The organism is Marinobacter sp. H13, assembly GCF_059072335.1.
Genome location: NZ_JCACRU010000001.1, coordinates 4350626 through 4373927 on the forward strand (window position 1 = coordinate 4350626; position 23302 = coordinate 4373927).

Here is a 23302-nt window from a genome sequence, read left to right on the forward strand (position 1 = left end):
TGGATGAAAGGTAATAAAATCGCTTGCACGCTCGCCTCGGGCCTGGGCTATAGTAGGCCCCGGAAACAAGAGAAGAAGAGGATAAGGATGGACGCCGTTAATCCCACCCCCGAACAGCTGCAAAAAGTCCTGGCGGATACCCCGAAAGACCAGCCCGTTGTCATGCTGAATCTGCTGCGCTTCCGTGATAGGGCCAATTACAAGGAAGAGGCGCCGGAGAGAAGCGGCCGCGAAGCCTACAAGCTCTACATGGAAGAGGCTGCCGCCTGCGTAAAATCGGTCGGCGCAGAAGTCATCTGGTCTGGCCGCAGTGTTGGATCGCTGATTGCGCCCCCGGATGAATCCTGGGATCAGGTGCTTCTGGTCAGGTATCCCTCAATCGATGCCTTCATGGCCATGATCGAAAGCCGGGAATACAAAGGCGTGGTCAAACACCGCACCGCTGCCCTTCAGGATTCACGGCTCGTCGCCAATGTTGAAACACGGATGTAGTTAAAGCCGGATCAAAGCCCGGCTTGCTGGATGGCCATGTAGCTGATGGTTCCTGCGGCGATAGAGAGCAGGGCATTGCGGCGCCAGAGGTGAATAATCACCACGAGGACGCCGGGAAGCAGGGCTTCGAACCCCATCCATGAGCCGGACCAATCCGCGGAGCGCTGCAGAAATACCGTGGCCAGCAACGCCATCACGGCCGCAGGGAGGTAGCGCCCCAGATGGCGCACCAGCGGATGCTCCGTGTGCCTCTCGAAAAACAGAAAGGGAATCACCCGCGTGGCAAAAGTCGCGACTGCCGCCACCGCAATGAATGCCGCCAGATAGCCGGATTCACCCATGGCTGCTCTCCTCGCCCGGTACCTGCCCGCGATGCTTCCGGTATTCGAACAGCAGGACGGCAGTGACCAGCGCAATGGCACCGATCAACTGATGTGCCGGTGGCAAAATCAGCATTGCGACGCCCGCGGCCGCTGCTCCGAGCCAGATCGGGAAGCCTTCTCCCAGGGCTTTGAATTGCTCCAGAGTCAGAACAATGAACAGAGCCACCAACGCGAACTCAATACCGGTGCTGTCAAAGGCGACATTGTCGCCAAGCAATGCACCGATTGCGCAACCCGCCACCCAGTAACACTGGTTAAAGCCGGTAATTCGGAAATCGACCTCCTGTTCGTGGGCCCGGTCGCTTCCTCGTGGGCGGCTGGTGAGCAGGGAATAGGTTTCATCGGTCAAACCGAAAATCAGATAGAGTTTTCGCCAGCCAGCACCCTTGAACTGGCCCAGCAATGAAAGCCCGTAAAACAGATGGCGGGCGTTCAGAACAAACATCGCAATGAAGACTTCCAGCAGGCCCGCATTAACGGCCAAGAGGCTCACCGCGAGTATCTGGCCGGCTCCGGCGTAAATCACGATTCCCATCAACGGCGCAGCCCACCAGGCATACTCGAGCTGGGTTGAGAACAGCACACCAAAGGCCATGCCCAGCGGAAGATAGCCGAACAAGATGGGCAGCGTGAGTCTGAAGACGGACTGGTTCATTAGCATCCAAACGGTCAGAAAGCGGCGATCATAGAGAATTCGTCATACTTTTTGAAGCCAGTCGCAGAAGCCGCTCAGGTTTTCAACAGCTTGTTACCTTCATTCCCTGTCCGTTTATCCGTAACATGGGGGTTCACAGGAGATAGTATGACCGACAGCGCCGAAAACCAGCCCGAGCAAGACCCCAGACAGGAAAAATTCGTTGTCGACACCGAGTTGCTGACCGAAGACCAGCTTCAGGGCTTGGTGGAAGAGTACTGCACCCGATACCACGGACTGAACGACACTGAAAACCCCATGGGCGAGCAGAGCAGGGTCATGTCTGCGGTGCGCCGGGGCGATTTGGTGGTCTGGTTCGATCCCGTGGAAAACACCGCCGGGCTGGGTGTGCCGGCTTAGGCGTCAGGTGTGTCACGGTATTTGTGTTTGCACCTACCCGGGGCAGGAACTAAACGTTACAATCGCGCTGTTTTCCGAAAGCCGTGTGCGAGGTGAATTTTGATCAGGGTACTGGTTGTAGATGACCATGAGCTGGTGAGGTCCGGTATTACCCGGATGCTGGCCGACAACCCGGACATTGAAGTCATCGGGCAGGCGTCATCCGGAGAGGATGCCATCGATTTCGTCCGCCAGCAGCGGCCGGACATTGTACTGATGGATATCCGAATGCCGGGCATCGGGGGCCTTGAGGCAACCCGTCGTATCCTCCGCATTGACGATTCCATTCGGGTGATTGTGGTAACCGCCTGCGCGGACGATCCCTATCCGACGCGCGTCATGCAAAGTGGAGCCACTGCCTACATCACCAAAGGCGCTGATATCAAAGAGATGGTCCGCGCCATCCGCATGGCCCACACCGGCCAGCGTTACATCAGCCCGGAAATTGCCCAGAAAATGGCCCTGAAACAGCTGGGCGGCGGTGATCGCGATGAAGACGGCGAACTTTCGATGTTCGACCGGCTTTCCGAACGGGAAATGCAGATTGCCATGATGGTGGTGGATTGCCAGAAGGTGCAGGACATCTCGGACAAGCTGTGCCTGAGCCCGAAGACGGTGAACAGCTATCGCTACCGGATCTTCGAGAAACTGGAAATCTCCAGTGATGTTGAGTTGGCCCTGATGGCGGTGCGGCTCGGGTTGCTTGATGCCGACAAGGTCTGACCCTGAAACTACCCACATCGGGGAGTTTGACAGCAAGAACTTCCTGAAACAGTTGACCGAGCGGCCCGGCGTCTACCGAATGTACGACGAGGGCGGCTCGGTGCTTTACGTGGGCAAGGCCCGCAACCTGAAAAAACGGGTTGGCAGCTACTTCCGCAAGACCGGCCTGGCACCGAAAACGGAAGCTCTGGTCAGCAAGATCGCCTCTATCGAGGTGACGATTACCGGCAGTGAGACCGAGGCACTGCTGCTCGAACAGAACCTGATCAAATCGTTACGGCCGCCCTATAACATCCTGCTCCGTGACGATAAGTCCTATCCCTATATCTATCTGTCCTCCCACAGTGATTACCCCTCGCTGACGTTTCGTCGTGGGCGAACCAAAAAGGGTGGCGGTACCTGGTTCGGGCCGTTTCCAAGCTCCGGTGCAGTCAAGGAAAGTCTTAATGTACTACAGAAGATTTTCCGCATAAGAAACTGTAGTGAAAGCTTTTTCAGGAATCGAACCAGGCCTTGCCTGCAATACCAGATCAACCGTTGTACCGCACCTTGTGTGGGCTATATCACACCCGAGGAATATCAGCAGGACATTCGCCACGCCACCATGTTTCTGGAAGGCAAGAACCCGGCGATCCTCCACGACCTGATGAACGCCATGGAAGCCGCCTCGAAAAACCTGCAGTTCGAGAAAGCCGCCGCCTACCGCGACCAGATCAACCACCTGCGCCACGTGCAGGAGCAGCAATCAATCGAAGGCGAGGGCGGCGACGCGGATGTGATTGCCATTGCTCAGGATGCCGGGGTTGTCTGCATCGTGGTGATCATTGTGCGTGGCGGCCGTGTGCTCGGCACCAAGGACTATTTCCCCCGCTACTCCATCGAACAGACGGAGGGCGAACTGCTCAGCGCGTTCCTGGGTCAGTATTACTTTGGTGGCAACACCCGCCGTGAGATTCCGCGGGATATACTGGTGCCCGTTGAAGTGGAGGGTCAGGAACTGTTGGCCCAGGCGCTCACTGAATCGGCGAACCGGGAAACCCGAATTCGGGGCAATGTTCGCGGTGAACGCCGCCGTTGGCTGGAACTGGCCATGACCAACGCCCGCCAGACCCTGCTTACGCACCTGGCGAGCAAGGAGACCGTATACCGGCGCCTGCTGGCCTTGAGGGACCTCCTTGAGCTGGCGGAAACCCCGTCACGGATGGAGTGTTTCGATATCAGCCACAGCCACGGGGAAAATACCGTCGCATCCTGCGTGGTTTTCGATGAGAATGGCCCCCTGAAGAGCGATTACCGCCTGTACAATATCGAGGGCGTGACTGGCGGCGATGATTACGCTGCCATGCGTCAGGTGCTTTCCCGTCGCTACAAACGGATGGTGGCCGGGGAGGGCAAGCGCCCGGATCTGGTCTTCATAGACGGTGGTAAGGGGCAGTTGAATATTGCTCGGGAAGTTTTTGATGAGCTTGAGATTTCCGATATCCCGCTGATTGGTGTCGCCAAGGGCGTGACCCGTCGTGCAGGCATGGAGCAGCTTATTGATGCCATGACCGGGGATGTGTTCCGGGTGCCGGCAGATTCGCCAGCGCTGCACCTGATCCAGCATATCCGGGATGAGTCCCACCGTTTTGCTATAACCGGGCACCGGGCCCGGAGGGACAAAAAGCGCCGGCAGTCTACACTGGAAGGCATTGAGGGCGTGGGGCCGAAGAAGCGCCGCGACCTGATTCGATATTTTGGCGGAATACAGGAACTCCGCAAGGCCGGGATTGATGAGATGACCAAAGTGCAGGGCATCAGCAAATCACTGGCCGAAACCATATACGCAGCATTGCACGACGAGTAAGGACAGCATGAATTTACCTAACATCCTCACCCTTTCCCGAATCATCATGATCCCGGTATTCGTGGTGATTTTCTATCTTCCGGTGGGGTGGAGCTACCTCGTGAGCGCGGCGATTTTCGGCTTGGCGGCGGCCACGGACTGGCTGGACGGTTACCTGGCGCGAAAACTCGACCAGAGCACCCCGTTCGGCGCCTTCCTGGACCCGGTCGCAGACAAGCTCATGGTAGCTGTTGCGCTGGCTGTGCTGATCGAGGAGCACTCGGCGATTCTGCTGACGATTCCGGCCACCGTTATTATCGGTCGTGAGATTGTCATTTCCGCTTTGCGGGAGTGGATGGCGGAAATTGGCAGCCGCAACAGTGTGGCGGTTTCCTACATCGGCAAGATCAAGACCACAGCGCAGATGTGCGCGATTGTGGGCCTTCTGGCGTTTCCTCCCGGCGTTCTCTGGGCCAATGTCGCCCTGGTGCTGCTTTATATCGCCGCGACTCTCACCCTCTGGTCCATGGGCCTCTACCTCAAGGCTGCCTGGGCTGATCTGTTTCCGGAGAAGGCCTCAGGCGAGACGGATAGTCACACCTCGTAGCCCATTCAATCACCCTGGCGGCCAAGTCGCTGCCAGCGGTTCCGAAGGCCTCAACGATCTGGTCAACCGATGTGCCTGGGGCCGGCTCCACAACCCGCTCAGTGCGAGTGCACAGGCTGGCCCTTGAACGGTTGTGAATCATCTGCAGGTGCAGCTCGATAACCACCTGCGGACCGGATTCCGGGGTTTCCGAATGAAATGCCGAGAGTTCGGTGACCAGGGTCAACTCAGCCTGTGCCGGATTGGTATCCGTAATAACATTCGCGTAGGCGCCACTCTGACGAAGGCTGCTGACCAGCATATCCCGAACCACCACCGGTGCCGAATCCCGCCAGCGGGTTCCCTCGTAGGCCCGGAACTCCTGATGCGTGGGTTTGGCCAGAATCAGCGATCCGTTAAAAGGCTCTGAGGCGTAGGGTGTATCAACGCGAAGGGATGCCTGAACCGGTTGCTCCGCCGTTGGAGCCGCCTGGACCACTGCCAGGTCCATAACCCTCGGTGGCTCCGGGTTCGGAAACACCGTGCAGCCACTGGCAAAGGCAGCACCCAGGAGAAGTGTCAGGTTTCTGATTGACCTCAATGTCACTGTGCCATCTCCTTCATGGTTTCATTGCCGAACAGGGTGCCAGTGGGATCCTGCTCCAGGCGATGAGTAAACTGGTTCAGGCTCCTCAGGGTTGCCCTCAGCTCCCGGAGTGCGGGCGCCAACTCTCCCATGCCCTGGAGACCGGCATCCATTGCCCCCTGGTTGTTACGGGTCAGCTCATCAATCCGCGCCATGGTGGTGGTAATTACCGCGAGTGCTTTGTCCATGGATTGCAGAACCCGCTGGCCATCGTTTTGCAGCAGTTCGTTGGCGTTATCCGAAACGTTGGAGACTTTGATCGCAGCTTCTTCGGCACGAATGGCGGCGGCATCGAATTGTTCGAGCAGGGCGATCAGCTGGTCGCGACGGTCGAGCAGGGCGTCTGTGGCTTCCCGTGTGTTTTCCAGGATGGCCGATGCATTGTCGATGTTGTCAGCCGATAACAGCGCCGTCGCGCTGGTAAGCAGCTGGTCGGCTTTGGCCAGGAGTTGCTCGCCGTTGGAAAGCAGGCTGGTGAACGCCGAGGGCTCGGCAATGATCACCGGCGGGTTGTCCTCGTCACCTTTCAACGCGGGGTTGTCGGGGCTTCCACCGCTGAACTGGACGCTCATGCTGCCGGTGATATTGGCGAGCACCAGGCCGGCTTTCGTGTTCTCCCGAATGGGAACCGACTGATCCACCCGAACCAGAACCCGCACATGCCCAGGATTGTCCGGGTCCAACCTCAGCTCCACCACATCGCCGATCTGAACGCCGCTGTAGAGCACAGGGTTGCCTTCGGACAGGCCGCCGACGGCGTGGTCGAACACGATCTCGTAGTAGCCCCATTCCCGATCGGCGGAGGATTTCGCCAGCCACAGAGAAAAGATCAAGGCGGCGGCAAAGGCCAGGATGGTAAACAGGCCAATGATCAGGTGGTGGGCCCTCGGCTCCATGGTTACTGCTCCTGATTCCGTTTTTCCAGATGATCCCTGAATGCGTAACTCGCTGCCCGGCCACGGGGCCCGTTAAAGTAGTCCTGGACCCAATCGTCCTTCGTGGCCGCAACCTTCTCCAGCGTATCAGCTACCAGCACCTTGCGCCGTGACAGTACCGCAACCCGGTCACAGGTTGAGTAGAGGGTGTCCAGATCATGGGTGACCAGAAATACCGTCAGACCCAGCGCGTCCCGCAGCGTGACGATGAGTCTGTCGAAGGCGGCGGCGCCAATCGGATCCAGCCCAGCGGTGGGCTCATCCAGGAACAGTATCTCAGGATCAAGGGCCAGGGCCCGTGCCAGGCTTGCGCGTTTTACCATACCGCCAGAAAGTTCGGACGGATACCGAACCGCTGCGTCAGGCGGTAATCCGGTCAGCGCCAGCTTCATGCGCGCCAGTTTTTCCGCTTCGGGCCGTTTCAGGCCCGCGTGTTCGATCAGCGGAACGGCGATATTCTCCTGCAGGTTCAGGGACGTAAACAGGGCGCCACCCTGGAACAGCACACCGAAGCGTTGCTCTATGCGCGAACGCGCCCTTGCCGAAAGCTGGATAAGATCCTCGCCAAACACCCGGATGTGGCCAGAGGCTGGTGTATTCAGGCCGACGATGCTGCGCAAAAGTACCGTCTTGCCAGTGCCCGAACCGCCGACCACGCCCAGAATTTCACCACGCAGCAGATCCAGGTCCAGGTCCTCGTGCACAATGTGATCGCCAAAGCGGTTGCACAGGTCCCGCACCTCGATGACCGGCTCATGTCTTGTTTGACCATTCGGAGACGCCGCCATATCCGCCATGATCACCAGCCCATTTCCATAAAGAATAGTGCAGCAATGGAATCCAGCAGAATCACCATGAAGATCGACTGAACCACGCTGGAGGTGGTGTGCTCACCCACCGATTGGGCACTGCCCGCCACCTTGAAGCCTTCCAGGCAGCCAATCACGGCAATCAGGAAGGCAAAGATCGGCGCCTTAACAATGCCCACAACGAAATGCTGAAGGGCGATGTCCCGCTCAACGATGGCCATGAACTGCGTCGGCGTTATATCCAGCACCAGCGCGCAGACCATGGCGCCGCCCACCATACCCGAGATCATGCCCACGAAGGTTAGAATGGGCAGGCTCACCATCATGGCCATTACCCGGGGCAGCACGAGCAGTTCAATGGGGTTCAGGCCCAGGGTACGGATGGCATCCAGCTCCTCGTTAACCTTCATGGCGCCAATGTGGGCGGTGAACGCGCTGGCGGTTCGGCCCGCCAGAAGGATCGCGGCCAGAAGCACCCCGAATTCCCGCAGGAAGGAGAACGCCACCAGGTTCACCGTGTAAATGGTGGCGCCGAAATCGTCCAGCACGGTTGCACCCAGAAAAGCCACCACAGCGCCCACCAGAAACGTCAGCAGTGCCACGATGGGCAGGGCATTCAGGCCGGTGTCATGAACCGCAGCCACAAAGGGCGTCATCCGCCACCGCCAGGGCCGGGGAAGGTTCCAGGCCAGGGTGCCGAGCGTCTGGCCAATAAAGCCCACAAGGATCCACAAAAGCCGGAAGATGCTCTCCACCTTCTGGCCGGTTCCGGTCACAAAGCTCCAAACGAGGGAAGGCGCGCGCCGATCCGTCTCGGGCTGATTTTTCATGGCCTCGCAGACAGCAGCGATCAGGGCGGATGTTTCCCGGGGCAATTCGCTATCGGCCGAGGCGGCTTCGAGCAAACGCTCTGGGCCGATCAGGGTGGCCAGTTGTGAGGCTCCGGCGGTATCAATCCGCGTCAGCCCCGAGAGGTCGATCGACAGTTTACTCATATCCCTGGGTGACATTGACGACGCCAGGGACGCCAGAGACCGGTAATGGCTCAACAGCCAGTCGCCGTTAACACTCAGAGTGCCGGCTTCAACGGTGACGGATCCGGGGCTGGACGTCGGTTGTTGTGGATCGGTCTGCTCGGATGAATCAGGACTGGGCACGTTCTGTCGAATCCCTGAGTGATGTTGCCTGCCAATCCCTAGCTTAAAGAGTGCGGGGGATCTCTGCCAGTGACGAAGGTGCATGTTTGCATGCTGCCGCGCAATTGGCCAAACTTTGCCCACAATCTCCAATAAAACAAAAACTTGATAAAAAACTATTGACGCCCGAACGGTAATCCGTAGAATACGCAGCCGTTGACGAGGCAATGCCCCGGAAACAAAGAGCGGGAATAGCTCAGTTGGTAGAGCACAACCTTGCCAAGGTTGGGGTCGCGAGTTCGAATCTCGTTTCCCGCTCCAATTTCAAGTCTCTCATTGCCCACCTGAGAGCACAAAGATCCGATCCCTTCGATCTTTTCCGGCGCGGTGGCAGAGTGGTTATGCAGCGGACTGCAACTCCGTGTACGCCGGTTCGATTCCGACCCGCGCCTCCAATTTATTTCCGTGTTGTTACAGCAGGTTAAGTAGACTCAGCTTCCTGCCTATAGTGCTCAGCTGCGATTTGAGGCAAGGCGCGCGTCTATGCCAAAAAAAACGGCCGCGTTCAGCAACGCTTCGTCCTCACTGATCAAACAAGCCTGATTAGACTCCGCGCAGGCCAGGTGGAGTGCATCCAGTGTCCTCAGACTTGTCTTTCGTGTCCCGATCCAATGCCCGGCTCGACGGTAATGGTCTGATTCAATAGAGCAGAGGGTGAAGCGGCCGTGGCTGACATCATCATGGAGGGCACTTTCGATGCGATTTGCCTGGGGCTCACTAAGCTCCCCCATGCGAACCCAACGGGCCAAAGCACTTGCAACTTCCACTTCTGTTAAATGACTGATCAGAACTGGCTTGGTCTGCAATTCAAGCAAGGCTTGAATGCTATCGCTAGCATGCTCTTGGCGGTAGTAGGGTAGAACGGCACTGGTGTCGAAGTAGTACATCAATAGCGCTCTTCGTCTCTGAGCTCTCGCACCGTCTTTGCAGAACTTTCTCGAGAAGGCGGTAGCGAAGCTCTTAGCCCTGAACGATCCAGAAACTGAATAGTTTCCGGATAGGCTGCCGTCAGGCGCGCTGCTGGTTTACCATGGCGAAGGATAACAATCTCTTCTCCAGCGGCTACCGCGTCTAATAGATTGGAAAGCTTTTCCCGCGTTTCCCGGACATTAATGGTCTGCATGCTTTCTCCTTCTTTTGTGTACACGTGCAGTGTACACCGATAGAGTTTTGGCTTGCAATTCAACGCCGAAGAATCGTTAAAACCTGATACATGTGAGCACTGCGCAAGATCTTGAGCGCGTTGGACTATTTTGTTGATGTTATTCTGCGGAGCGATCGACCCAGTCTCCAATGGCCCTATGAACAACACAGACCGGCAGAAACTCTTGCTCCAGCCGGCCCCGGTCTGCCTGTCTCAGACGTTGGTAAAGCTTAGCCTCGCTTCCGGTCAATCCTGGCGGAGTGATCGAGGGGGCAGGCTGTGGTTCTTCAACACCACTTGCGTCGGCGAACGTGTCGAAGGTAATCCTGTCCATCAGCAGTGGTGTGAGAAGCGGGAGGTGTTTCCGGGCGCTGGCCAGCATGGTCAGCCCCCAGGTATCGATGTCGCCCCAATAGGCGGTCGCCCGATCTTTCAGCCATGTTGCGTTGAGCCAGGACAGGTTCAGGCCCGACCCAAGTACCGAGACCGTACCGGAGACCCTGGGCAACTGGTGAAGGCAGCGTTCGTTTTCAACCAGTATCAACCGTTCGCCAGGTAAAGGCGTGCTTTGGAGTTCGTGGGCCCGGACCCGCATTTGCGTGAAGGGCAACAACGAGCCATCAAGGTCGGCGACCAGTAACCAGTGGTGGCCGTCGTCTTCAGCGCCCAGAAAGGCTTCCAGCCCGGTTTCGCTGGCCTGGCCGTCGAACAGAATGTCCAGCATCAGCGTTACAAGCTGGCGGTTGCGCTCGAAGAACTTGCTGTCGGTGCCGGCAATAGACAGTGCCCTGAGGGGTTTTCCTTCGGCGCAGCCTGGCTGGAGCTGAAGGGCAACCTTGCCGCTGCGAATAACGTCGCTTTCCGGCTTATCCATGACCAGGCTGCGCCGGCGTATGATCAGTGAGTGAAATCGCGGGTCCAGAACAGAGGCGAGACGGCTGAGTGTGTCGTATTCCCGCCTGACTTCACTGCTGCCTGCGGCCTGCACCCACTGGCTGGGAGTGTCCAGTGTCCAGTGGGTGGGAATGTCGATGGCTTCGCTGGTGCTCTTGAAGCGGACCAGCTGCCACTGGACCTGCCCGGTGGTGACCTCCCGCCATTGCCGCAGGTGTTCTCGTACCTGTGTGACCTTCTCCCGTACCGTCGCGCCCGTGGGCTTGCCGATGGGGAGGGTTAATGGCCAGCCCTGAGGCCGGAGCAGGCGCTGTTCGCGCAGGTCCGCGTTCTGCCATTGGCGGGCCAGGCGGCTTGCCAGTTCAGCCGGGGATTTCATGGGCTTTCCGGGTCATTTTCTCCGCGTGGGCCTCCAGTTCTTCCCAGCTCAGTGAGGTAAGGGTGGCCCGCAGGTCCTTGCGGTGAACCAGGATGGCAGAGCTGGTGTGGGCCCGTAGCAGTCGCATCTCTTTGTTGGGCGTGACGAACAGTGGGTGCAGGCCAAACTCGTTGAGAGCCGAGATGATGCGGCCGGCTACGGCGTGGGAGCTCTTGGAGAAGGCCTCGTCCAGCACGATGGTTCCGAACAGTGGCTGGGTGGCGCCGTCCGGACAAAGCGCATAGCTCAGGGAGGCGGTAAGAATGTAGCTGGCGATGATTTCCTTTTCGCCGCCGCTGCCCCCCTGGGAGCCGGTGCGAGTCTCGATCACCGAGCCGGACTCGCGTTCCAGCACCGAAACTTCGAACTGCAGCCGGTAGCGCGGGTCCAGCAGAGCCCGGGCACCCACGGTGCGCTTGTTGTCTGCCGCGTCCCGCAGCAAGGCCACCATGTTTTGCAGAGCCTTGAAATGGCTTTCGCCCTGGTCGCCTTTCAGGGCATCCGCCCGCAGCTGCCGTTGTGCGCGCTCCAACCTGCGGAGGGATTCATGGGTAACCCGGCGGGGCTCCAGGCGCAGGTAGCGGCCAGGCTGGAAGTCGACCCGCCGCAGTGTGGCGTTCAGATCGGCGATACGTTCTTCAATGATGGCCACCTGGTTCTGTATGTGAGCCAGCAGTTGGGTCACGCCCTGATCCGACGACTGGTTCAGATAGCTGAGGAATCGCTCCAGCTTCTGGGGAAGGGCTTCTTCCTCCAGTACCCGCAGGCGTTCCAGGTATTCCGGAATGTCCTGGATATTACTGCCGGTTTCAATCAGCGCCCCGGTATCAATGGTGAGCGCCTTTTCCATCAGTTGGGTCAGGCTGAGTTCAAAACTCTGGATCTGTTTGCCCAGCTTCCCAATGACTTTGTCCAGTTGCTCTCGCTGGTCCCGCTCCAGGGCTTCCAGTCGTTCGTACTGGTCCGCTTTCGGGGTGCGGAAGTGTCTGGTTGCCAGGCTTTGCTGGTCGTCTGTGAGGCCATCGCCAAGCCGGTCCAGCAGTTCTGTGCAGCGGTCCGTGGCCTGGTTGCGCTTTTCTTTCAGCAGGGCGAGGGCGGTTTCCTGGTTCGACAGCTGTTGTCGGCCTTCTTCTAGTTGCTGGCGAACCGCTTCAAATTCCCCCCGTGCTTTTTCCACATCCGAGTCCGGAGCGGTCAGTGCTTCCAGCCGGCTTTGCAGGGCATCGAGTTCACGTTGTGCGCTGGGCAGGTTGATGGTGCTGAACTCGGTTTCGCCCAGGAGTTCGTAAAGCCTTATCTGATCATTTGTGTCCCTGAGATTACGGCGGGCTGATTCGAGTTGCCGCCCCAGAGCGTCCGCTTTCTTACGGGTTTCGCTCAGTTCGTTGTTGAGCGCGGAGAGACGGTCACGGTTGTTGAAGCCGGTCATCCAGCCCTTGTCGAGCCGCTGATTGTCCCGTTTTTCAAAATAGCCCTTCTTGCCGGACATCAGGCCCTGTTGGGTCATGCCATGGGGTGTCTGGCGCAGGGTTTCGGGAGAGTCCACGCAGTGTCGGTCGATTTCGGCCAACAATTGTTTCAGGGCTTCCCGGTGAGGATGGTCCTTGAAGTTCAGCTTGCGGGTGAAGCCATCCTTCATGAACTGTGCCGTGGCCTGGGGTGCCTGGGCTTCCAGCAGTCGCACATGAAGGCGGTTGTCACGGCTGTTGACCCTGTCCAGGGCCGATTGCATGGCGGCCGGTGGCACGAGCAGGCGCAGGCGGTGCCCGCCGATAGCCCGTTCAATGGCGCCACGCCAGTCACGTTCTTCGGCTTTGACTTCCACCAGTTCTGCCACGAACGGCAGAATGCTTTCGTCCAGGTTCAGGTCCCGGGCCAGTTCGCTGCGGAATTCCTGGTAACGTCCGTCGATGTTGGACCCGGGCCGGGCCTTGATGCGGTCGATTTCTTCGGTGATTTCCGTCAGGGTTTCATTGAGCTTACCGTGACGAAAACGCAGGTCGAGCAGGAATTCGTCCTGAGTGTCCGCAAGTTCGGACAGTTCGGCCAGCTTTGACTCACCGAGCTGGCGGTTCCGGGCCAGTGCTTCGGAGCTCAGTGTGCTGTCCAGGTCAAGCTTGCCGGTCAGGGTCTGGTAGTCCCTGGCGTGTCGGCCCCGTTCTCCTACCCAGCGCTTCTGTTGGGAGATCTGCTCCTTTAGCTGCTCTATGCTGGCACCACCGGCCTGCAGGTATATGTCTTTCAGGGTATCGGCTTTGCTGTTGAGTTGCTTAACATTGCTGCTCAATGACTCGAGGGTTTCTCTGCCCTTATCAAGCTGGCGTTCCAGGTCCTGTTTGCGGGTGCTCCACAGCTCGTAGCCGGTTTGTGCGAACCAGATCGGCAGGATGTCTTTCAATAACAGCTGCTGGTCAAGCTCTCTGGTGGCACTCTGGTGCTTTTCGTAGGTTTCCGCTATGGGTAGCAGCGACTGGTGTTGTTTTCGGGCGGTTTCCAGTTCGCTGTGGATCGCGGCCAGGTCGTCAAACTCACTGGCCACCTCTGCCGCCCGGTCGAACGCCGAGTGGTCATCCAGCACCAGTTCCCGGAAGATTTCGTCGATGCTGTTGAGCTGCTTCAGGCCCGCGGCGCGGTTGAGCAGAGTGAAGGCATTTTCCCCCACTTCAAAAAATCGCCGTACTTGGGCCAGGTAGGCTTTCTTACTGTCGTTGGCCTGTAAGCCTGGGTTATCCCCGGCGTGTTGCTTGAGCTCCCGGGCGCCACCCTCGTGGTGAATGGCCAGCCAGTTGTCCAGACTCTGGTCATCCCTTTCTGAAAACAGCCATAGGCGTTTCAGGTCGCTGGCGGCAGAGCTGCTGCCGTCGATCCAGAACAGCGCCCCGATGCGAATAGCGTTGTTACCGTTGGAGAAGCGGGCGCTCACGGCTGTTACGGTTTTACCAGCGCGTGCGATATGGCTGTTGTCGCCGGTATTGTTACCGGCACCGGATACGCCCCGAATATAGGAAATCAGGTCACGGTCGCTTTCATGGCCGCCAGTGGAGGCCAGGTTGTACCGGGGCTGGTGAGTCAACAGGGTCATCAACGCGTCCACCAGCGTGGTCTTGCCGCTGCCGGTGGGGCCGATAATGGCGGTGCCTTTCGGGTCGATCTCCGCGCAGTGCCGTCCACCGAAGGGCCCCCAGTTATACAGGTCCAGGTGGGTCAGGATATAGGCCGTGGGCGGCAGGATGTCAGCGGCAAAGAGGTCGGTCTGGGGCAGGCTCATACATCCTCTCCGTCAGCGTCTTGCGGGGCGGACTGGCCGGCCATTTGTCGGAAATGGTGGAGCAGGTTCTGCAGATTTTCCGGGTTCGCCAGGTGGGTGATGATAGGGCGAACGACCACCTGGTCGTTGGCGTCGATGTCCGAGACAATGCCGTGGCTCTTGAGGTTGTCCAGCAGGCTGCGCAGGCGTTTCTGGTCGCGGGTGTCGCTGCCGGTGTCGCCCAGGTACAGCTGCAGTTGGGGCAGTAGCTCATCCAGTTCCACAGTGGCTTCGCCGGCACCGAGACCGGTTTCCTGTTCGTGGGCGATAAAGTGCTGGCGTAGTATGGCCACCAGCAGGGACTGTTCCATGGTCAGACGCTGGCGGCGCACCAGGGGGTGGGACCACTCGTCGTCGTTTTCTTGGCCTTCGCTGAAGAGCCGGTCTGACACGACAAGGAAAGCCAGTCCACGTACGTCGTCCACTTTCAGGCGCAGGTCGAACGGTTCCAGGATCTGGTTGATCGCAGCGGTCTGGGTGGTGGCAACCTGGTAGAGGTTGGGCTTACGGTCTGCTTCCAGCAACCCGTATTTCAGCAGCTCCTGGGCGGTGGCTTTCACATTGCCGGGCGTGTAGTGGCTGGCCTCCGTCAGAGGCGTTTGCTGATCGACATGGGCCAGTGCCTCTGATGTCTGTTGCGGCTCGTCCCGGCCTTGTTGGTCGTCTGCCTGGCTTGTCAGGCGGTCAAAATAGTCAGACATGCGGGTTTACAGCTCCCAGTCGATGGCTTCTGCGTCTTGTCGGGTTAGCGCCAGTTGCGGCACGTGGAAGCGCAGCCGGTGTCCGTTGCTGTCGGTAATATCCACGGCTTCCCGGTCGTCGGTGATTTCCACCTCCGCCTCACGGGACATGGCCAGCCACAGGGCAATGGTTTCCAGGTCGTGAGTGGGCGGCAGGTGAGCCGCCAGGTCGCCGATGCTCATGGGGCGGTCGGTGACTTTCAGCAGTTCCAGGGTTTCCTGGTACAGGGCTTCCCGGTCAAGACCGTCAAATGCCCGCCAGAACTCTTCGTCGACGTCGTCGAGGTTGACGCCCTGATCGGTCAACTCGAGGCCTTGTGCCTGCTCTTCAGTGGCGGACTTGAATCTGAGCCGCTCAACCAGCGGCAGGCTGGAAACCGCCACGGCAATTGGCGGCAGAGGCGTGTCGCCTTTGCGGACCTTGTGGCTGGACCAGTCGATGTTAAGTGCGGTGTTCAGTATACCATTGAGCAGTTCGCCGACTCTGTGGTTCTCGGCGGCCAGCCCGGTTTTCAGGAACCCTTTGACGTCTTTTTCGCTGCGGGCCCGGGCGCGGATGACAGCAGCGGACTCCTGTATCAGCCGGATCACGAGCCAGCGCAATTCATCCTGTTGCTGTCGGGACAGGGCGTGGCGGGTTGCCGGATTCTTCAGGATGGTACGCAACCGGTGTTTCATGTTGTCCAGCTCGATGGAACGGCTAAGTTGCTCACTGAAGTTGTGGAATACCTTGCCCTCGGCGGTTTCCAGCAGGGTGTCGTGGCCGTCCAGCAAGCGGTCAACGATTTCGCCACGGTGATGCTGTTCGCTGACGATGGATTGGCGTAACTGACGGTCTGCGTCCCGATAGGAGTCCTCCACCCGGCGAAAGTCCGCTCGCAGACTGGTGGCAAGATTGTAGACTTCGCGGATGCCTTCTGCGGCTTCGGCCCCCTCCAGCACCTTGAATCGACCGGCTTCCACGTCGGCCAGTTCGTGCTCCAGGTCTCTTATTTTGCGGCGTATATGGTCCGCACGGCTTTGGGCATTCGGGTTCAGACGGGTTTCCAGGTTTTCAATTTCCCGCTGTACCGTGGCGAGGCGAGAGGCGGTGGACGTCATGATCTTTTCATCGAGGCCCTCAACAAAGGCCAGGGCTTTTTGCAGGGCATCGGTGGCCATCAGCCGGCCGTCCCGTTCCACTATCAGCCCTTTGCGAATCCAGGAACGTAGTTCTTTCCTGGCATCGGCTGCCGGGTCGTCGGGGGACAGCTTCAGGTCGTCGCTGTTGGCGTGTTCACGCAGGATATCCGTCAGCATTTGCTGGGCATCCTCGAACAGGATTTCTTCCCGGTTTGTTTCCATCAGTGCCTGCAGGCAACTAAGTACCAGGGGCCCGCGGGTGGCAGACAGAAGCTTCCAGGCCGGATGCTGGTGACGGGCCACCAGGTAGGAGCGGGTTCTCAGGTGGGTTTGTTCGTCCATCGGCAGTGTGCTTTTATCTGGTATCTGGATAACGGGTGGCAGCAAACAGGGCCTGATAATGGCATTTATATGGCGTTCATAATAGTACCGGTGTGATAGCGACCGTAACAACTTAATACCCATCAGACCACCACAGGGGCGGTTTCACCAGAGCGCTTTGTTATCCGGTGCCACCTTTATTCTCCAGGCCGACACCAGGCCGCCCTTGTCATTATCCACCCGGGTCACATACTCTGCTAGAGTCTGTGATTGAGGCAGGTGGTGAGCTGAGGTTGGGCACGGAGGGCATTCCCGTCGACTGGCTGGTGGTCATGCATCGCCTGCCAGGGACTGCGATGCTGGAAAAACAGATCAAGTCCTCAGCCGTGGAATACCAGCGCGTCACGGCGGCGGCCGACTTGCTTGCCCGTTTTTATCTGGATGCCGCAAGCGTCCGGCTCTCGGGGAACCAGTACCTGGAGCGCTTGCGGGAGGGCATCGACGATCACTACCAACAGTTGATTGATTACTCCCTTCCGGAGGACAGGGTCAAACGGGTCCGTGACCAGCAAATGACACTGATTGAAAAACACTCGGCGGTCTTTGCGGATCGCGCAAAGGCCGGCATCCTCGTTGAGGCCCATGGTGATTTGCGGCCGGAGCATGTCTGCCTGACCGAGCCACAGAACGGGCCAAGCTGGCGATCTGGCACCTGGACGACGATTTCCGCGAGAGGCGCGGGCCATGGCGGCAAAAAGCGCTGGATTACCTGAACATAGCCTCCGATTTCGGCAAAGGTGCTGGCGGCTGAAGCGATGGCGCCCAAGAAACCCGGATTCAGGACTCCAGATCTGTCACATCCCTGCCTTCATGCAATGCAGTGATGGTATCGGCTATGCCGGCAGTAATATCCACCAGCTCAACCTTGGTCTTCAGTGATTTGGACGGCAGTGACGGAGTGACCGTATTGCCGAGAATCACCCGGGACAATGCCGACGAAGACAGTTTTTCCCCGGTATCCTGAGTGAACACAGCGTGCGTGGCGATGGCGATCACGTCCTCCGCGCCCTGGTCTTTGAACGCTTCCGCAGCCCGCTGCATGGTGCCTCCTCCTGCGATCAGGTCGTCCAGGATCAGCACGGTGCGGTTGCGGATATCGCCAACCACGGCAGAACCGCTCATTTCGCCCTGGCTGCGATGCTTCTCCATAAATGCGCTGCCGACGGGGCGCTCCAGCCGATTCGCCAATGACTCGCGGAACAGTTCCGCACGCTTTACGCCCCCTATATCCGGGGACGCTACGGTGATTTCCCTGTCCCCGAGTTCCGGCAGGAGGTAGTCGATGAACGCTTCCCTGGCGCTCAAATGCACTGTCGGGCAGCGAAAGGCATTTTCGAAAGCGGCGCGGTTGTGAACGTCCACGGTCACCATGGTGTCGATCGTCACAGCCTCGAAGAGCTGGGCGACATAGCGGGTGGTGACAGGATCATGGGGCTTGGTTCTCCTGTCCTTGCGGGAGTAAGAAAGGTAGGGCGCCACGACATTGATTCGGCCGGCGCCAGCGTCCCGAAGACTGGCCAGTAAAAACAGCAGACGCACGAGCTTGTCGTTGGTGCTGAGGCCATCGCTGCTGTTGAGGGACTGGACCACGAATACATCCCGGTTGCGAACCGTCTCCAGCGTGCGGATCTTGTGCTCGCCGTCTTCGAAATCCCGTTCCTCATGTTTGCCCAGGGGTACGCCCAGGTGGGCGGCCACTTGCGAGGCAAAGTCGCTGCCGCAATCAAGACTGAAGAGTGCTATTCGGTCATCCGGTTTCATGGGGCAAGTCCGTTCGCTTTGGCTGAGGGTATCAACTGCTCTTTTAACTCTAGTCAAAATGCGGATAAAGATATACGAGGCCGAGTTTTCGATCTCTTCATCCCGCTTTCCATCGTCTGGCGTAATCCCGGCCTGATGTGCTTCAATGATCGGTAACTAATCAAGTCAGTCGGCAAGGCTGTCTTTGATACCTCGGCGCCTGGTCAACAACAATGAGCACAGACGATAAGATGGTCAAACGCCGGCGCTCTGCTCTACGTGGCCGTCAACTGGAACCGGCGGTACTGTCGGAGCTGCGGGACCTGATCGGTGACGAACGTGTTGATTCGTCATTGCGGGACCGCGATCGCCTTATCGAGCACCTGCATGTACTGCAGGACGCAGACGGTTACCTCTCCATGCCCCGCCTTCGGGCCCTTGCCGCTTTCATGAACCTGCCCATGGCCGCCGTCTATGAAACGGCGACTTTCTACGCCCATTTCGACGTCATTCATGATGAACAAGCCCCACCGCCTGAGATAACTCTGCGGGCGTGTGACTCGCTTTCGTGCCAACTGGCGGGCGCAGGCGCACTGCACGAGGCGCTGGCTGATGGGGCTGACCCGAGCCAGGTGCGCGTGGTCCTCGCGCCCTGCATGGGGCGCTGCGAGACAGCACCCGTGGTGGCCGTGGGACAACATCATGTAGGCAACGCCACTGTTGAGACGGTCGGCGCGGCAGTCGAACAAAAGCAGATTCAACCCGACGACATCCATTGGCAGAAGCTGGCGGATTACCGCTCGGTAGGTGGTTACCAGTTGCTGAAGGATTGCCGAGACGGTCAGGTTACTGTCGAGTCCCTCGCGGAAGAACTTCAACAGGCAGGCCTGCGCGGCCTGGGCGGCGCCGGATTTCCAACATTCCGTAAATGGCAGGCCGTGCGGGCCGAACCGGGGCCCCGTTATGCGGTGATTAACGCGGATGAAGGAGAGCCGGGTACCTTCAAAGATCGTTATTACCTGGAACGAGAACCCCACGTCTTCCTGGAAGGTGCACTGGTTAGCGCCTGGGCGGTTGAGGCGAAGGCCCTCTACATCTACCTGCGCGATGAGTATCCAGGCCTCCTCGGTGTGCTGAAAGACGCCGTTGCCGAACTGGAAGCTGCCGGCATCGTAGAACCCGGCTTTGTAATCCTACGCCGGGGCGCGGGCGCGTACATTTGCGGCGAGGAATCTGCCCTGATCGAGTCCCTGGAAGGCAAACCCGGCAAGCCACGCCATCGCCCGCCGTTCGTAGCCCAGAAGGGATTGTTTAACCAGCCCACACTCGTTAACAACGTCGAGACCGTTTACTGGATTCCCCGCATCCACGCCCAGGGCGCCGACTGGTTCGCGAGCCAGGGCCGGCATGGTCGCAAGGGGCTTCGCAGCTTTTCGGTGTCAGGACGGGTTGCTCGGCCCGGTGTGCACGTCGCACCCGCTGGCATCACCCTCAATGAATTGATCGAGGAATACTGCGGTGGCATGGCCGAAGGGCATGGGCTCCTGGCCTATCTGCCCGGCGGGGCCTCCGGCGGCATACTGCCGGCCAGCAAAGCCGATATTCCGCTGGATTTCGACACCCTGCAGGAGCACGGCTGCTTTATCGGCTCCGCTGCCGTGATCGTTCTGTCGGATCAGGATGATTTGCAGGCTGCGGCTGCCAACCTGTTGGGATTCTTTGCGGATGAGTCCTGCGGCCAATGCACGCCCTGCCGTGTGGGCACCGAGAAAATGCTCACCTTGCTGGAGCGGGATACCTGGGATGAACAGACGCTCCAGCAGCTGGCCGGAGTGATGGCGGATGCGTCCATCTGCGGTCTCGGCCAGGCCGCACCCAATCCGGTGCTGAGCCTGCTGCGGGACTTCCGCAGCGAACTCGCCAGCAGCAACCTGATCGCGAAAGGTTAGGGGAGGCAGCCATGAGTGATGCGACCACAAGCTTCACCCTGACACTGGACGACGTAGAAGTGCAGGCTTACCCCGGCGAAACCCTGTGGCAAGTGGCCAAGCGCGCCGGCGAGACTATCCCGCACTTGTGCTTCAAAGACGCCCCGGGTTACCGAGCGGACGGCAATTGCCGCGCCTGCATGGTGGAAGTGGAGGGTGAGCGGGTGCTCGCCGCAAGCTGTATTCGCGAGGCAGTGCCCGGCATGGTGGTGCGAAGCGCTGGCTCCGCCCGTGCCCAGGAAGCCAGAAGAGCGGTGCTGGAATTGTTACTGGCCGATCAACCTGCGCAAGATAGCAGCCCCGATCGTTCAAGCCACTTATGGGAAACGGCGGATCAACTGGCGATTGATGTCGGGGATGTGCGCCAGCGCCTCCCGGCCCGTTCAGAGCGCAACGAGCCAACGGTTCACCATGTAGAGCCCCGATCGGATTCGCTGGCCCACGCCCGGGGCCATGACGCCACGCACTCTGCCATGAACGTGAATCTGGACGCCTGCATCACCTGCGGATTGTGCGAGCGGGCCTGTCGGGAAGTGCAGGGCAACGACGTGATTGGGCTGGCGCACCGTGGTGCAGAGTCCAAGGTAGTGTTTGATTTCGATGATCCCATGGGCGACAGCACCTGTGTGGCCTGTGGCGAATGCGTGCAGGCCTGCCCGACGGGTGCGCTCATGCCCGCCACCCTGATCGATGCCCAGGGCCGCGGAGACTCCGCCACGGCCGACCGCACCGTGGACTCCGTTTGTCCCTATTGCGGCGTGGGCTGCCAACTGACCTATCACGTGAAAGACGAGCCTGCGCCAGCCGAATCCGAAATAGGCGAGCAGCGAGGACGTATTCTCTTTGTGGAGGGCAAAGACGGCCCCTCAAATCAGGGCCGGCTCTGCGTGAAAGGCCGTTTTGGCTTCGATTATCCCTCGCACCCGGCGCGGCTTACTAGGCCGCTGATCCGCCGGGAGGGCGTTCCCAAGGGCCTCGACCCGGACTTTGATCCGGCCAATCCGTTGACGCACTTCCGGGAGGCAAGTTGGGAAGAAGCGCTGGATCTGGCGGCAGGGGGATTGACCCAACTTAAAACACAACACGGACCGGATGCGCTCGCCGGTTTCGGCAGTGCCAAGTGCTCCAACGAAGAAGCCTGGCTGTTCCAGAAGCTGGTGCGCACCGGTTTCGGCTCCAACCACGTTGATCACTGCACCCGGCTTTGCCACGCCAGCTCCGTGGCCGCATTGATGGAATGCCTGGGCTCTGGCGCCGTGACCGCCTCCTTCATGCAGGCGCTTGAGGCGGATGTGGTCATCCTCACCGGCTGCAACCCGGCGGTAAACCATCCGGTGGCCGCCACCTACTTCAAGCAGGCGGCACGCAACGGCACCAGGCTGATCATCATCGATCCCCGGGGGCAGGCGCTGGATGCCTATGCCTGGCGCAGCCTGCGTTTCTCGCCGGGTGGCGACGTGTCACTGTTCAACGCCATGCTCAATGTGATTATCAGCGAAGGACTCTTCGACCAGGCTTACATTGACGCCCACACCGAGGGCTTCGAGGCGCTGGCGGCTAGCGTTGAGGGCATGACTCCGGAGGTGATGAGCCCGGTCTGCGGCGTGGAGCCCGACACCATTCGTGAAGTGGCCCGAGCCTACGCCAAGGCTGATAAAGCGATGATTTTCTGGGGCATGGGTATCTCCCAACACGTGCACGGCACCGACAACGCCCGATGTCTGATTTCCCTGGCGCTCACATGCGGCCACACCGGCCGGCCCGGTACCGGCCTGCACCCGTTGCGGGGGCAGAACAACGTGCAGGGCGCCTCCGATGCCGGTTTGATCCCCATGGTACTGCCCGATTACCAACCCGTGGGAGACGCCCAACTACGCGCCGCCTTCGAAGAACTCTGGGATACCGAACTGGACCCGGAGCCTGGGCTCACCGTGGTGGAGATTATGGACGCCATCAAGGCGGGCACCATCAAGGGCATGTACATCCTCGGCGAAAACCCCGCGATGTCCGACCCGGACCTGACCCATGCCCGGGCCGCGCTTGCTGCCTTGAAGCACCTGGTGGTGCAGGATCTGTTCGTCACCGAGACCGCCCAGTTCGCCGACGTTATCCTGCCCGCCGCCGCCTGGTCGGAAAAGTCCGGCACCGTCACCAACACCAACCGGCAGGTGCAAATGGGCTGTGCCGCACTGGCGCCGCCAGGCGAGGCAAAGGCCGATTGGTGGATTATTCAGGAAATGGCCCGGCGTTTCGGGCTGGCCTGGAACTATGCCGGCCCAGAGCAAGTGTTTGAAGAAATGAAGCAGGGCATGCACTCACTTGATCATATCTCCTGGTCTCGCCTGGAGCGCGAGGGATCGGTTACCTATCCATGCCCCGCGGATGATGCCCCGGGCCAGGACGTTGTGTTCTCCGATGCCTTCCCGCGCACAGGAGGACTTGCAAGGTTCTCACCGGCCAGCCCGCTGCCGCCGGACGAGCCAGTGGATGAGGCTTATCCCATCGTGTTGACCACCGGGCGATTGCTGGAGCACTGGCACACCGGCGCCATGACTCGTCGCAGCCGGGTGCTGGACGAGCGGGAGCCGGAAGCGGCAGCCTATCTGGCGCCAGCGGAGCTGGACCGTATGGGCGTAACCTCGGGCAATGACATTCAAATTGCCACCCGGCGCGGCACCATCACCCTGACGGCACGTGCCGATCAGACCATGCCCGAGGGCATGGTGTTCGTCCCCTTCGCCTTTGTGGAGGCGGCAGCGAACGTGCTCACCAACCCGGCCCTGGACCCCTTCGGGAAGATCCCGGAGTTCAAGTATGCAGCCTGCAAGTTGAGCCCGGCGTAGCTTCCCAGGCAAACAGACCCCTTCCGAACGACGTTCA

At 59.5% G+C, this 23302-nt stretch carries 21 protein-coding genes and 2 tRNA genes; 10 read left to right on the forward strand and 13 right to left on the reverse strand.

The genetic code is table 11. From position 1 onward, the window contains the following. Positions 1–87 precede the first annotated feature (87 nt). The gene (locus tag AC5JQH_RS20320; RefSeq protein ID WP_273157322.1) at positions 88–492 is read left to right on the forward strand and encodes a DUF1330 domain-containing protein; all 405 of its coding nucleotides are present in this window, start codon (positions 88–90) and stop codon (positions 490–492) included. Positions 493–503: 11 nt separating this feature from the next. Here the strand turns inward: AC5JQH_RS20320 and AC5JQH_RS20325 are convergent, their stop codons facing one another. Then, entirely contained in the window at positions 504–833 is a 330-nt protein-coding gene (locus tag AC5JQH_RS20325) for a branched-chain amino acid transporter permease (RefSeq protein ID WP_053115085.1), read from the reverse strand. Next, entirely contained in the window at positions 826–1530 is a 705-nt protein-coding gene (locus AC5JQH_RS20330; protein ID WP_273018066.1) for an AzlC family ABC transporter permease, read from the reverse strand. Before AC5JQH_RS20330 ends, AC5JQH_RS20325 begins: the two co-directional genes overlap by 8 nt. 147 nt (positions 1531–1677) lie before the next feature. On the opposite strand from AC5JQH_RS20330, the gene AC5JQH_RS20335 reads away from it, so the two are divergent. The 4 genes from AC5JQH_RS20335 to pgsA all read left to right on the forward strand — a co-directional run bounded on the left by AC5JQH_RS20335 (position 1678) and on the right by pgsA (position 5123). Beyond that, positions 1678–1929: a hypothetical protein gene (locus tag AC5JQH_RS20335; protein WP_008174466.1), complete on the forward strand. Its 252-nt coding sequence runs from the start codon at positions 1678–1680 to the stop codon at positions 1927–1929. A 99-nt stretch (positions 1930–2028) separates the two neighbouring features. Then, positions 2029–2691, forward strand: coding sequence for a UvrY/SirA/GacA family response regulator transcription factor (gene uvrY / locus AC5JQH_RS20340; RefSeq protein ID WP_092032593.1), 663 nt, complete (start codon positions 2029–2031; stop codon positions 2689–2691). Next, positions 2675–4537 carry an excinuclease ABC subunit UvrC gene (uvrC, locus tag AC5JQH_RS20345; protein WP_273157323.1) on the forward strand — a complete coding sequence of 621 codons (1863 nt, stop codon included), beginning with the start codon at positions 2675–2677 and terminating at the stop codon, positions 4535–4537. The genes uvrY and uvrC overlap by 17 nt, the downstream gene beginning before the upstream one ends. Before the next feature lie 7 nt (positions 4538–4544). After that, positions 4545–5123: a CDP-diacylglycerol--glycerol-3-phosphate 3-phosphatidyltransferase gene (gene pgsA, locus AC5JQH_RS20350; RefSeq protein WP_273157324.1), complete on the forward strand. Its 579-nt coding sequence runs from the start codon at positions 4545–4547 to the stop codon at positions 5121–5123. On the opposite strand, the gene AC5JQH_RS20355 is transcribed toward pgsA, so the two are convergent. The 4 genes from AC5JQH_RS20355 to AC5JQH_RS20370 are packed head-to-tail and all read right to left on the reverse strand — an operon-like array spanning position 5056 to position 8649. Further along, the gene (locus AC5JQH_RS20355; protein WP_493805904.1) at positions 5056–5709 is read right to left on the reverse strand and encodes an ABC-type transport auxiliary lipoprotein family protein; all 654 of its coding nucleotides are present in this window, start codon (positions 5707–5709) and stop codon (positions 5056–5058) included. The two genes, pgsA and AC5JQH_RS20355, sit on opposite strands and share 68 nt — an antisense overlap. Then, positions 5706–6644 (reverse strand): MlaD family protein, encoded by a 939-nt coding sequence (locus AC5JQH_RS20360; protein WP_273018063.1) that lies wholly within the window; start codon positions 6642–6644, stop codon positions 5706–5708. The genes AC5JQH_RS20355 and AC5JQH_RS20360 overlap by 4 nt, the downstream gene beginning before the upstream one ends. 2 nt (positions 6645–6646) lie before the next feature. Next, entirely contained in the window at positions 6647–7480 is an 834-nt protein-coding gene (locus AC5JQH_RS20365) for an ABC transporter ATP-binding protein (RefSeq protein WP_493805988.1), read from the reverse strand. 2 nt (positions 7481–7482) lie between these two features. After that, on the reverse strand, positions 7483–8649 hold the full coding sequence (locus tag AC5JQH_RS20370) for an MlaE family ABC transporter permease (RefSeq protein WP_175497400.1): 1167 nt from the start codon (positions 8647–8649) through the stop codon (positions 7483–7485). A gap of 224 nt (positions 8650–8873) precedes the next feature. On the opposite strand from AC5JQH_RS20370, the gene AC5JQH_RS20375 reads away from it, so the two are divergent. Together AC5JQH_RS20375 and AC5JQH_RS20380 are read left to right on the forward strand one after the other, a co-directional pair. Next, positions 8874–8949, forward strand: a tRNA-Gly gene (locus AC5JQH_RS20375). Positions 8950–9009: 60 nt separating this feature from the next. Continuing rightward, positions 9010–9083: transfer RNA gene (locus AC5JQH_RS20380), tRNA-Cys, on the forward strand. Between the two features lie 57 nt (positions 9084–9140). Here the strand turns inward: AC5JQH_RS20380 and AC5JQH_RS20385 are convergent. From AC5JQH_RS20385 to AC5JQH_RS20410, 6 genes are all read right to left on the reverse strand, one after another. Then, complete coding sequence (locus tag AC5JQH_RS20385) at positions 9141–9575, reverse strand: type II toxin-antitoxin system VapC family toxin (RefSeq protein ID WP_092032612.1); 435 nt, start codon at positions 9573–9575, stop codon at positions 9141–9143. Beyond that, a complete protein-coding gene (locus AC5JQH_RS20390; protein ID WP_008174483.1) occupies positions 9575–9811 on the reverse strand; it encodes a type II toxin-antitoxin system Phd/YefM family antitoxin in 237 nt (78 codons plus the stop codon). Before AC5JQH_RS20390 ends, AC5JQH_RS20385 begins: the two co-directional genes overlap by 1 nt. A 139-nt stretch (positions 9812–9950) precedes the next feature. After that, positions 9951–11105 carry a Wadjet anti-phage system protein JetD domain-containing protein gene (locus AC5JQH_RS20395; RefSeq protein WP_092032614.1) on the reverse strand — a complete coding sequence of 385 codons (1155 nt, stop codon included), beginning with the start codon at positions 11103–11105 and terminating at the stop codon, positions 9951–9953. Next, positions 11089–14412: an ATP-binding protein gene (locus tag AC5JQH_RS20400; protein ID WP_493805905.1), complete on the reverse strand. Its 3324-nt coding sequence runs from the start codon at positions 14410–14412 to the stop codon at positions 11089–11091. Before AC5JQH_RS20400 ends, AC5JQH_RS20395 begins: the two co-directional genes overlap by 17 nt. After that, positions 14409–15152 carry a DUF4194 domain-containing protein gene (locus AC5JQH_RS20405; protein ID WP_008174489.1) on the reverse strand — a complete coding sequence of 248 codons (744 nt, stop codon included), beginning with the start codon at positions 15150–15152 and terminating at the stop codon, positions 14409–14411. The genes AC5JQH_RS20400 and AC5JQH_RS20405 overlap by 4 nt, the downstream gene beginning before the upstream one ends. A 6-nt stretch (positions 15153–15158) precedes the next feature. Then, positions 15159–16655: a DUF3375 domain-containing protein gene (locus AC5JQH_RS20410; RefSeq protein WP_405419604.1), complete on the reverse strand. Its 1497-nt coding sequence runs from the start codon at positions 16653–16655 to the stop codon at positions 15159–15161. Between the two features lie 245 nt (positions 16656–16900). On the opposite strand from AC5JQH_RS20410, the gene AC5JQH_RS20415 reads away from it, so the two are divergent. Continuing rightward, positions 16901–17407, forward strand: a complete 507-nt coding sequence (locus AC5JQH_RS20415) for a hypothetical protein (RefSeq protein ID WP_405419607.1) — start codon at positions 16901–16903, stop codon at positions 17405–17407. 64 nt (positions 17408–17471) lie between these two features. Here AC5JQH_RS20415 and AC5JQH_RS20420 read toward each other — a convergent pair whose 3' ends face one another. Continuing rightward, positions 17472–18455 (reverse strand): ribose-phosphate diphosphokinase, encoded by a 984-nt coding sequence (locus tag AC5JQH_RS20420; RefSeq protein ID WP_493805906.1) that lies wholly within the window; start codon positions 18453–18455, stop codon positions 17472–17474. A 212-nt stretch (positions 18456–18667) separates the two neighbouring features. On the opposite strand from AC5JQH_RS20420, the gene AC5JQH_RS20425 reads away from it, so the two are divergent. Together AC5JQH_RS20425 and fdhF are read left to right on the forward strand one after the other, a co-directional pair. Next, positions 18668–20383: an NADH-ubiquinone oxidoreductase-F iron-sulfur binding region domain-containing protein gene (locus tag AC5JQH_RS20425; protein ID WP_493805907.1), complete on the forward strand. Its 1716-nt coding sequence runs from the start codon at positions 18668–18670 to the stop codon at positions 20381–20383. 11 nt (positions 20384–20394) lie between these two features. Further along, complete coding sequence (gene fdhF, locus AC5JQH_RS20430) at positions 20395–23265, forward strand: formate dehydrogenase subunit alpha (protein ID WP_493805908.1); 2871 nt, start codon at positions 20395–20397, stop codon at positions 23263–23265. Positions 23266–23302 lie beyond the last annotated feature (37 nt).

Excerpts from the sequence above, each read along its gene's own strand:
- AC5JQH_RS20320 (WP_273157322.1), top strand. The coding sequence starts at position 88 with ATGGACGCCGTTAATCCCACCCCCGAACAGCTGCAAAAAGTCCTGGCG.
- AC5JQH_RS20325 (WP_053115085.1), bottom strand. The coding sequence starts at position 833 with ATGGGTGAATCCGGCTATCTGGCGGCATTCATTGCGGTGGCGGCAGTC.
- AC5JQH_RS20330 (WP_273018066.1), bottom strand. The coding sequence starts at position 1,530 with ATGAACCAGTCCGTCTTCAGACTCACGCTGCCCATCTTGTTCGGCTAT.
- AC5JQH_RS20335 (WP_008174466.1), top strand. The coding sequence starts at position 1,678 with ATGACCGACAGCGCCGAAAACCAGCCCGAGCAAGACCCCAGACAGGAA.
- uvrC (WP_273157323.1), top strand. The coding sequence starts at position 2,675 with ATGCCGACAAGGTCTGACCCTGAAACTACCCACATCGGGGAGTTTGAC.
- pgsA (WP_273157324.1), top strand. The coding sequence starts at position 4,545 with ATGAATTTACCTAACATCCTCACCCTTTCCCGAATCATCATGATCCCG.
- AC5JQH_RS20360 (WP_273018063.1), bottom strand. The coding sequence starts at position 6,644 with ATGGAGCCGAGGGCCCACCACCTGATCATTGGCCTGTTTACCATCCTG.
- AC5JQH_RS20365 (WP_493805988.1), bottom strand. The coding sequence starts at position 7,480 with ATGGCGGATATGGCGGCGTCTCCGAATGGTCAAACAAGACATGAGCCG.
- AC5JQH_RS20385 (WP_092032612.1), bottom strand. The coding sequence starts at position 9,575 with ATGTACTACTTCGACACCAGTGCCGTTCTACCCTACTACCGCCAAGAG.
- AC5JQH_RS20390 (WP_008174483.1), bottom strand. The coding sequence starts at position 9,811 with ATGCAGACCATTAATGTCCGGGAAACGCGGGAAAAGCTTTCCAATCTA.
- AC5JQH_RS20395 (WP_092032614.1), bottom strand. The coding sequence starts at position 11,105 with ATGAAATCCCCGGCTGAACTGGCAAGCCGCCTGGCCCGCCAATGGCAG.
- AC5JQH_RS20400 (WP_493805905.1), bottom strand. The coding sequence starts at position 14,412 with ATGAGCCTGCCCCAGACCGACCTCTTTGCCGCTGACATCCTGCCGCCC.
- AC5JQH_RS20405 (WP_008174489.1), bottom strand. The coding sequence starts at position 15,152 with ATGTCTGACTATTTTGACCGCCTGACAAGCCAGGCAGACGACCAACAA.
- AC5JQH_RS20410 (WP_405419604.1), bottom strand. The coding sequence starts at position 16,655 with ATGGACGAACAAACCCACCTGAGAACCCGCTCCTACCTGGTGGCCCGT.
- AC5JQH_RS20420 (WP_493805906.1), bottom strand. The coding sequence starts at position 18,455 with ATGAAACCGGATGACCGAATAGCACTCTTCAGTCTTGATTGCGGCAGC.
- AC5JQH_RS20425 (WP_493805907.1), top strand. The coding sequence starts at position 18,668 with ATGAGCACAGACGATAAGATGGTCAAACGCCGGCGCTCTGCTCTACGT.
- fdhF (WP_493805908.1), top strand. The coding sequence starts at position 20,395 with ATGAGTGATGCGACCACAAGCTTCACCCTGACACTGGACGACGTAGAA.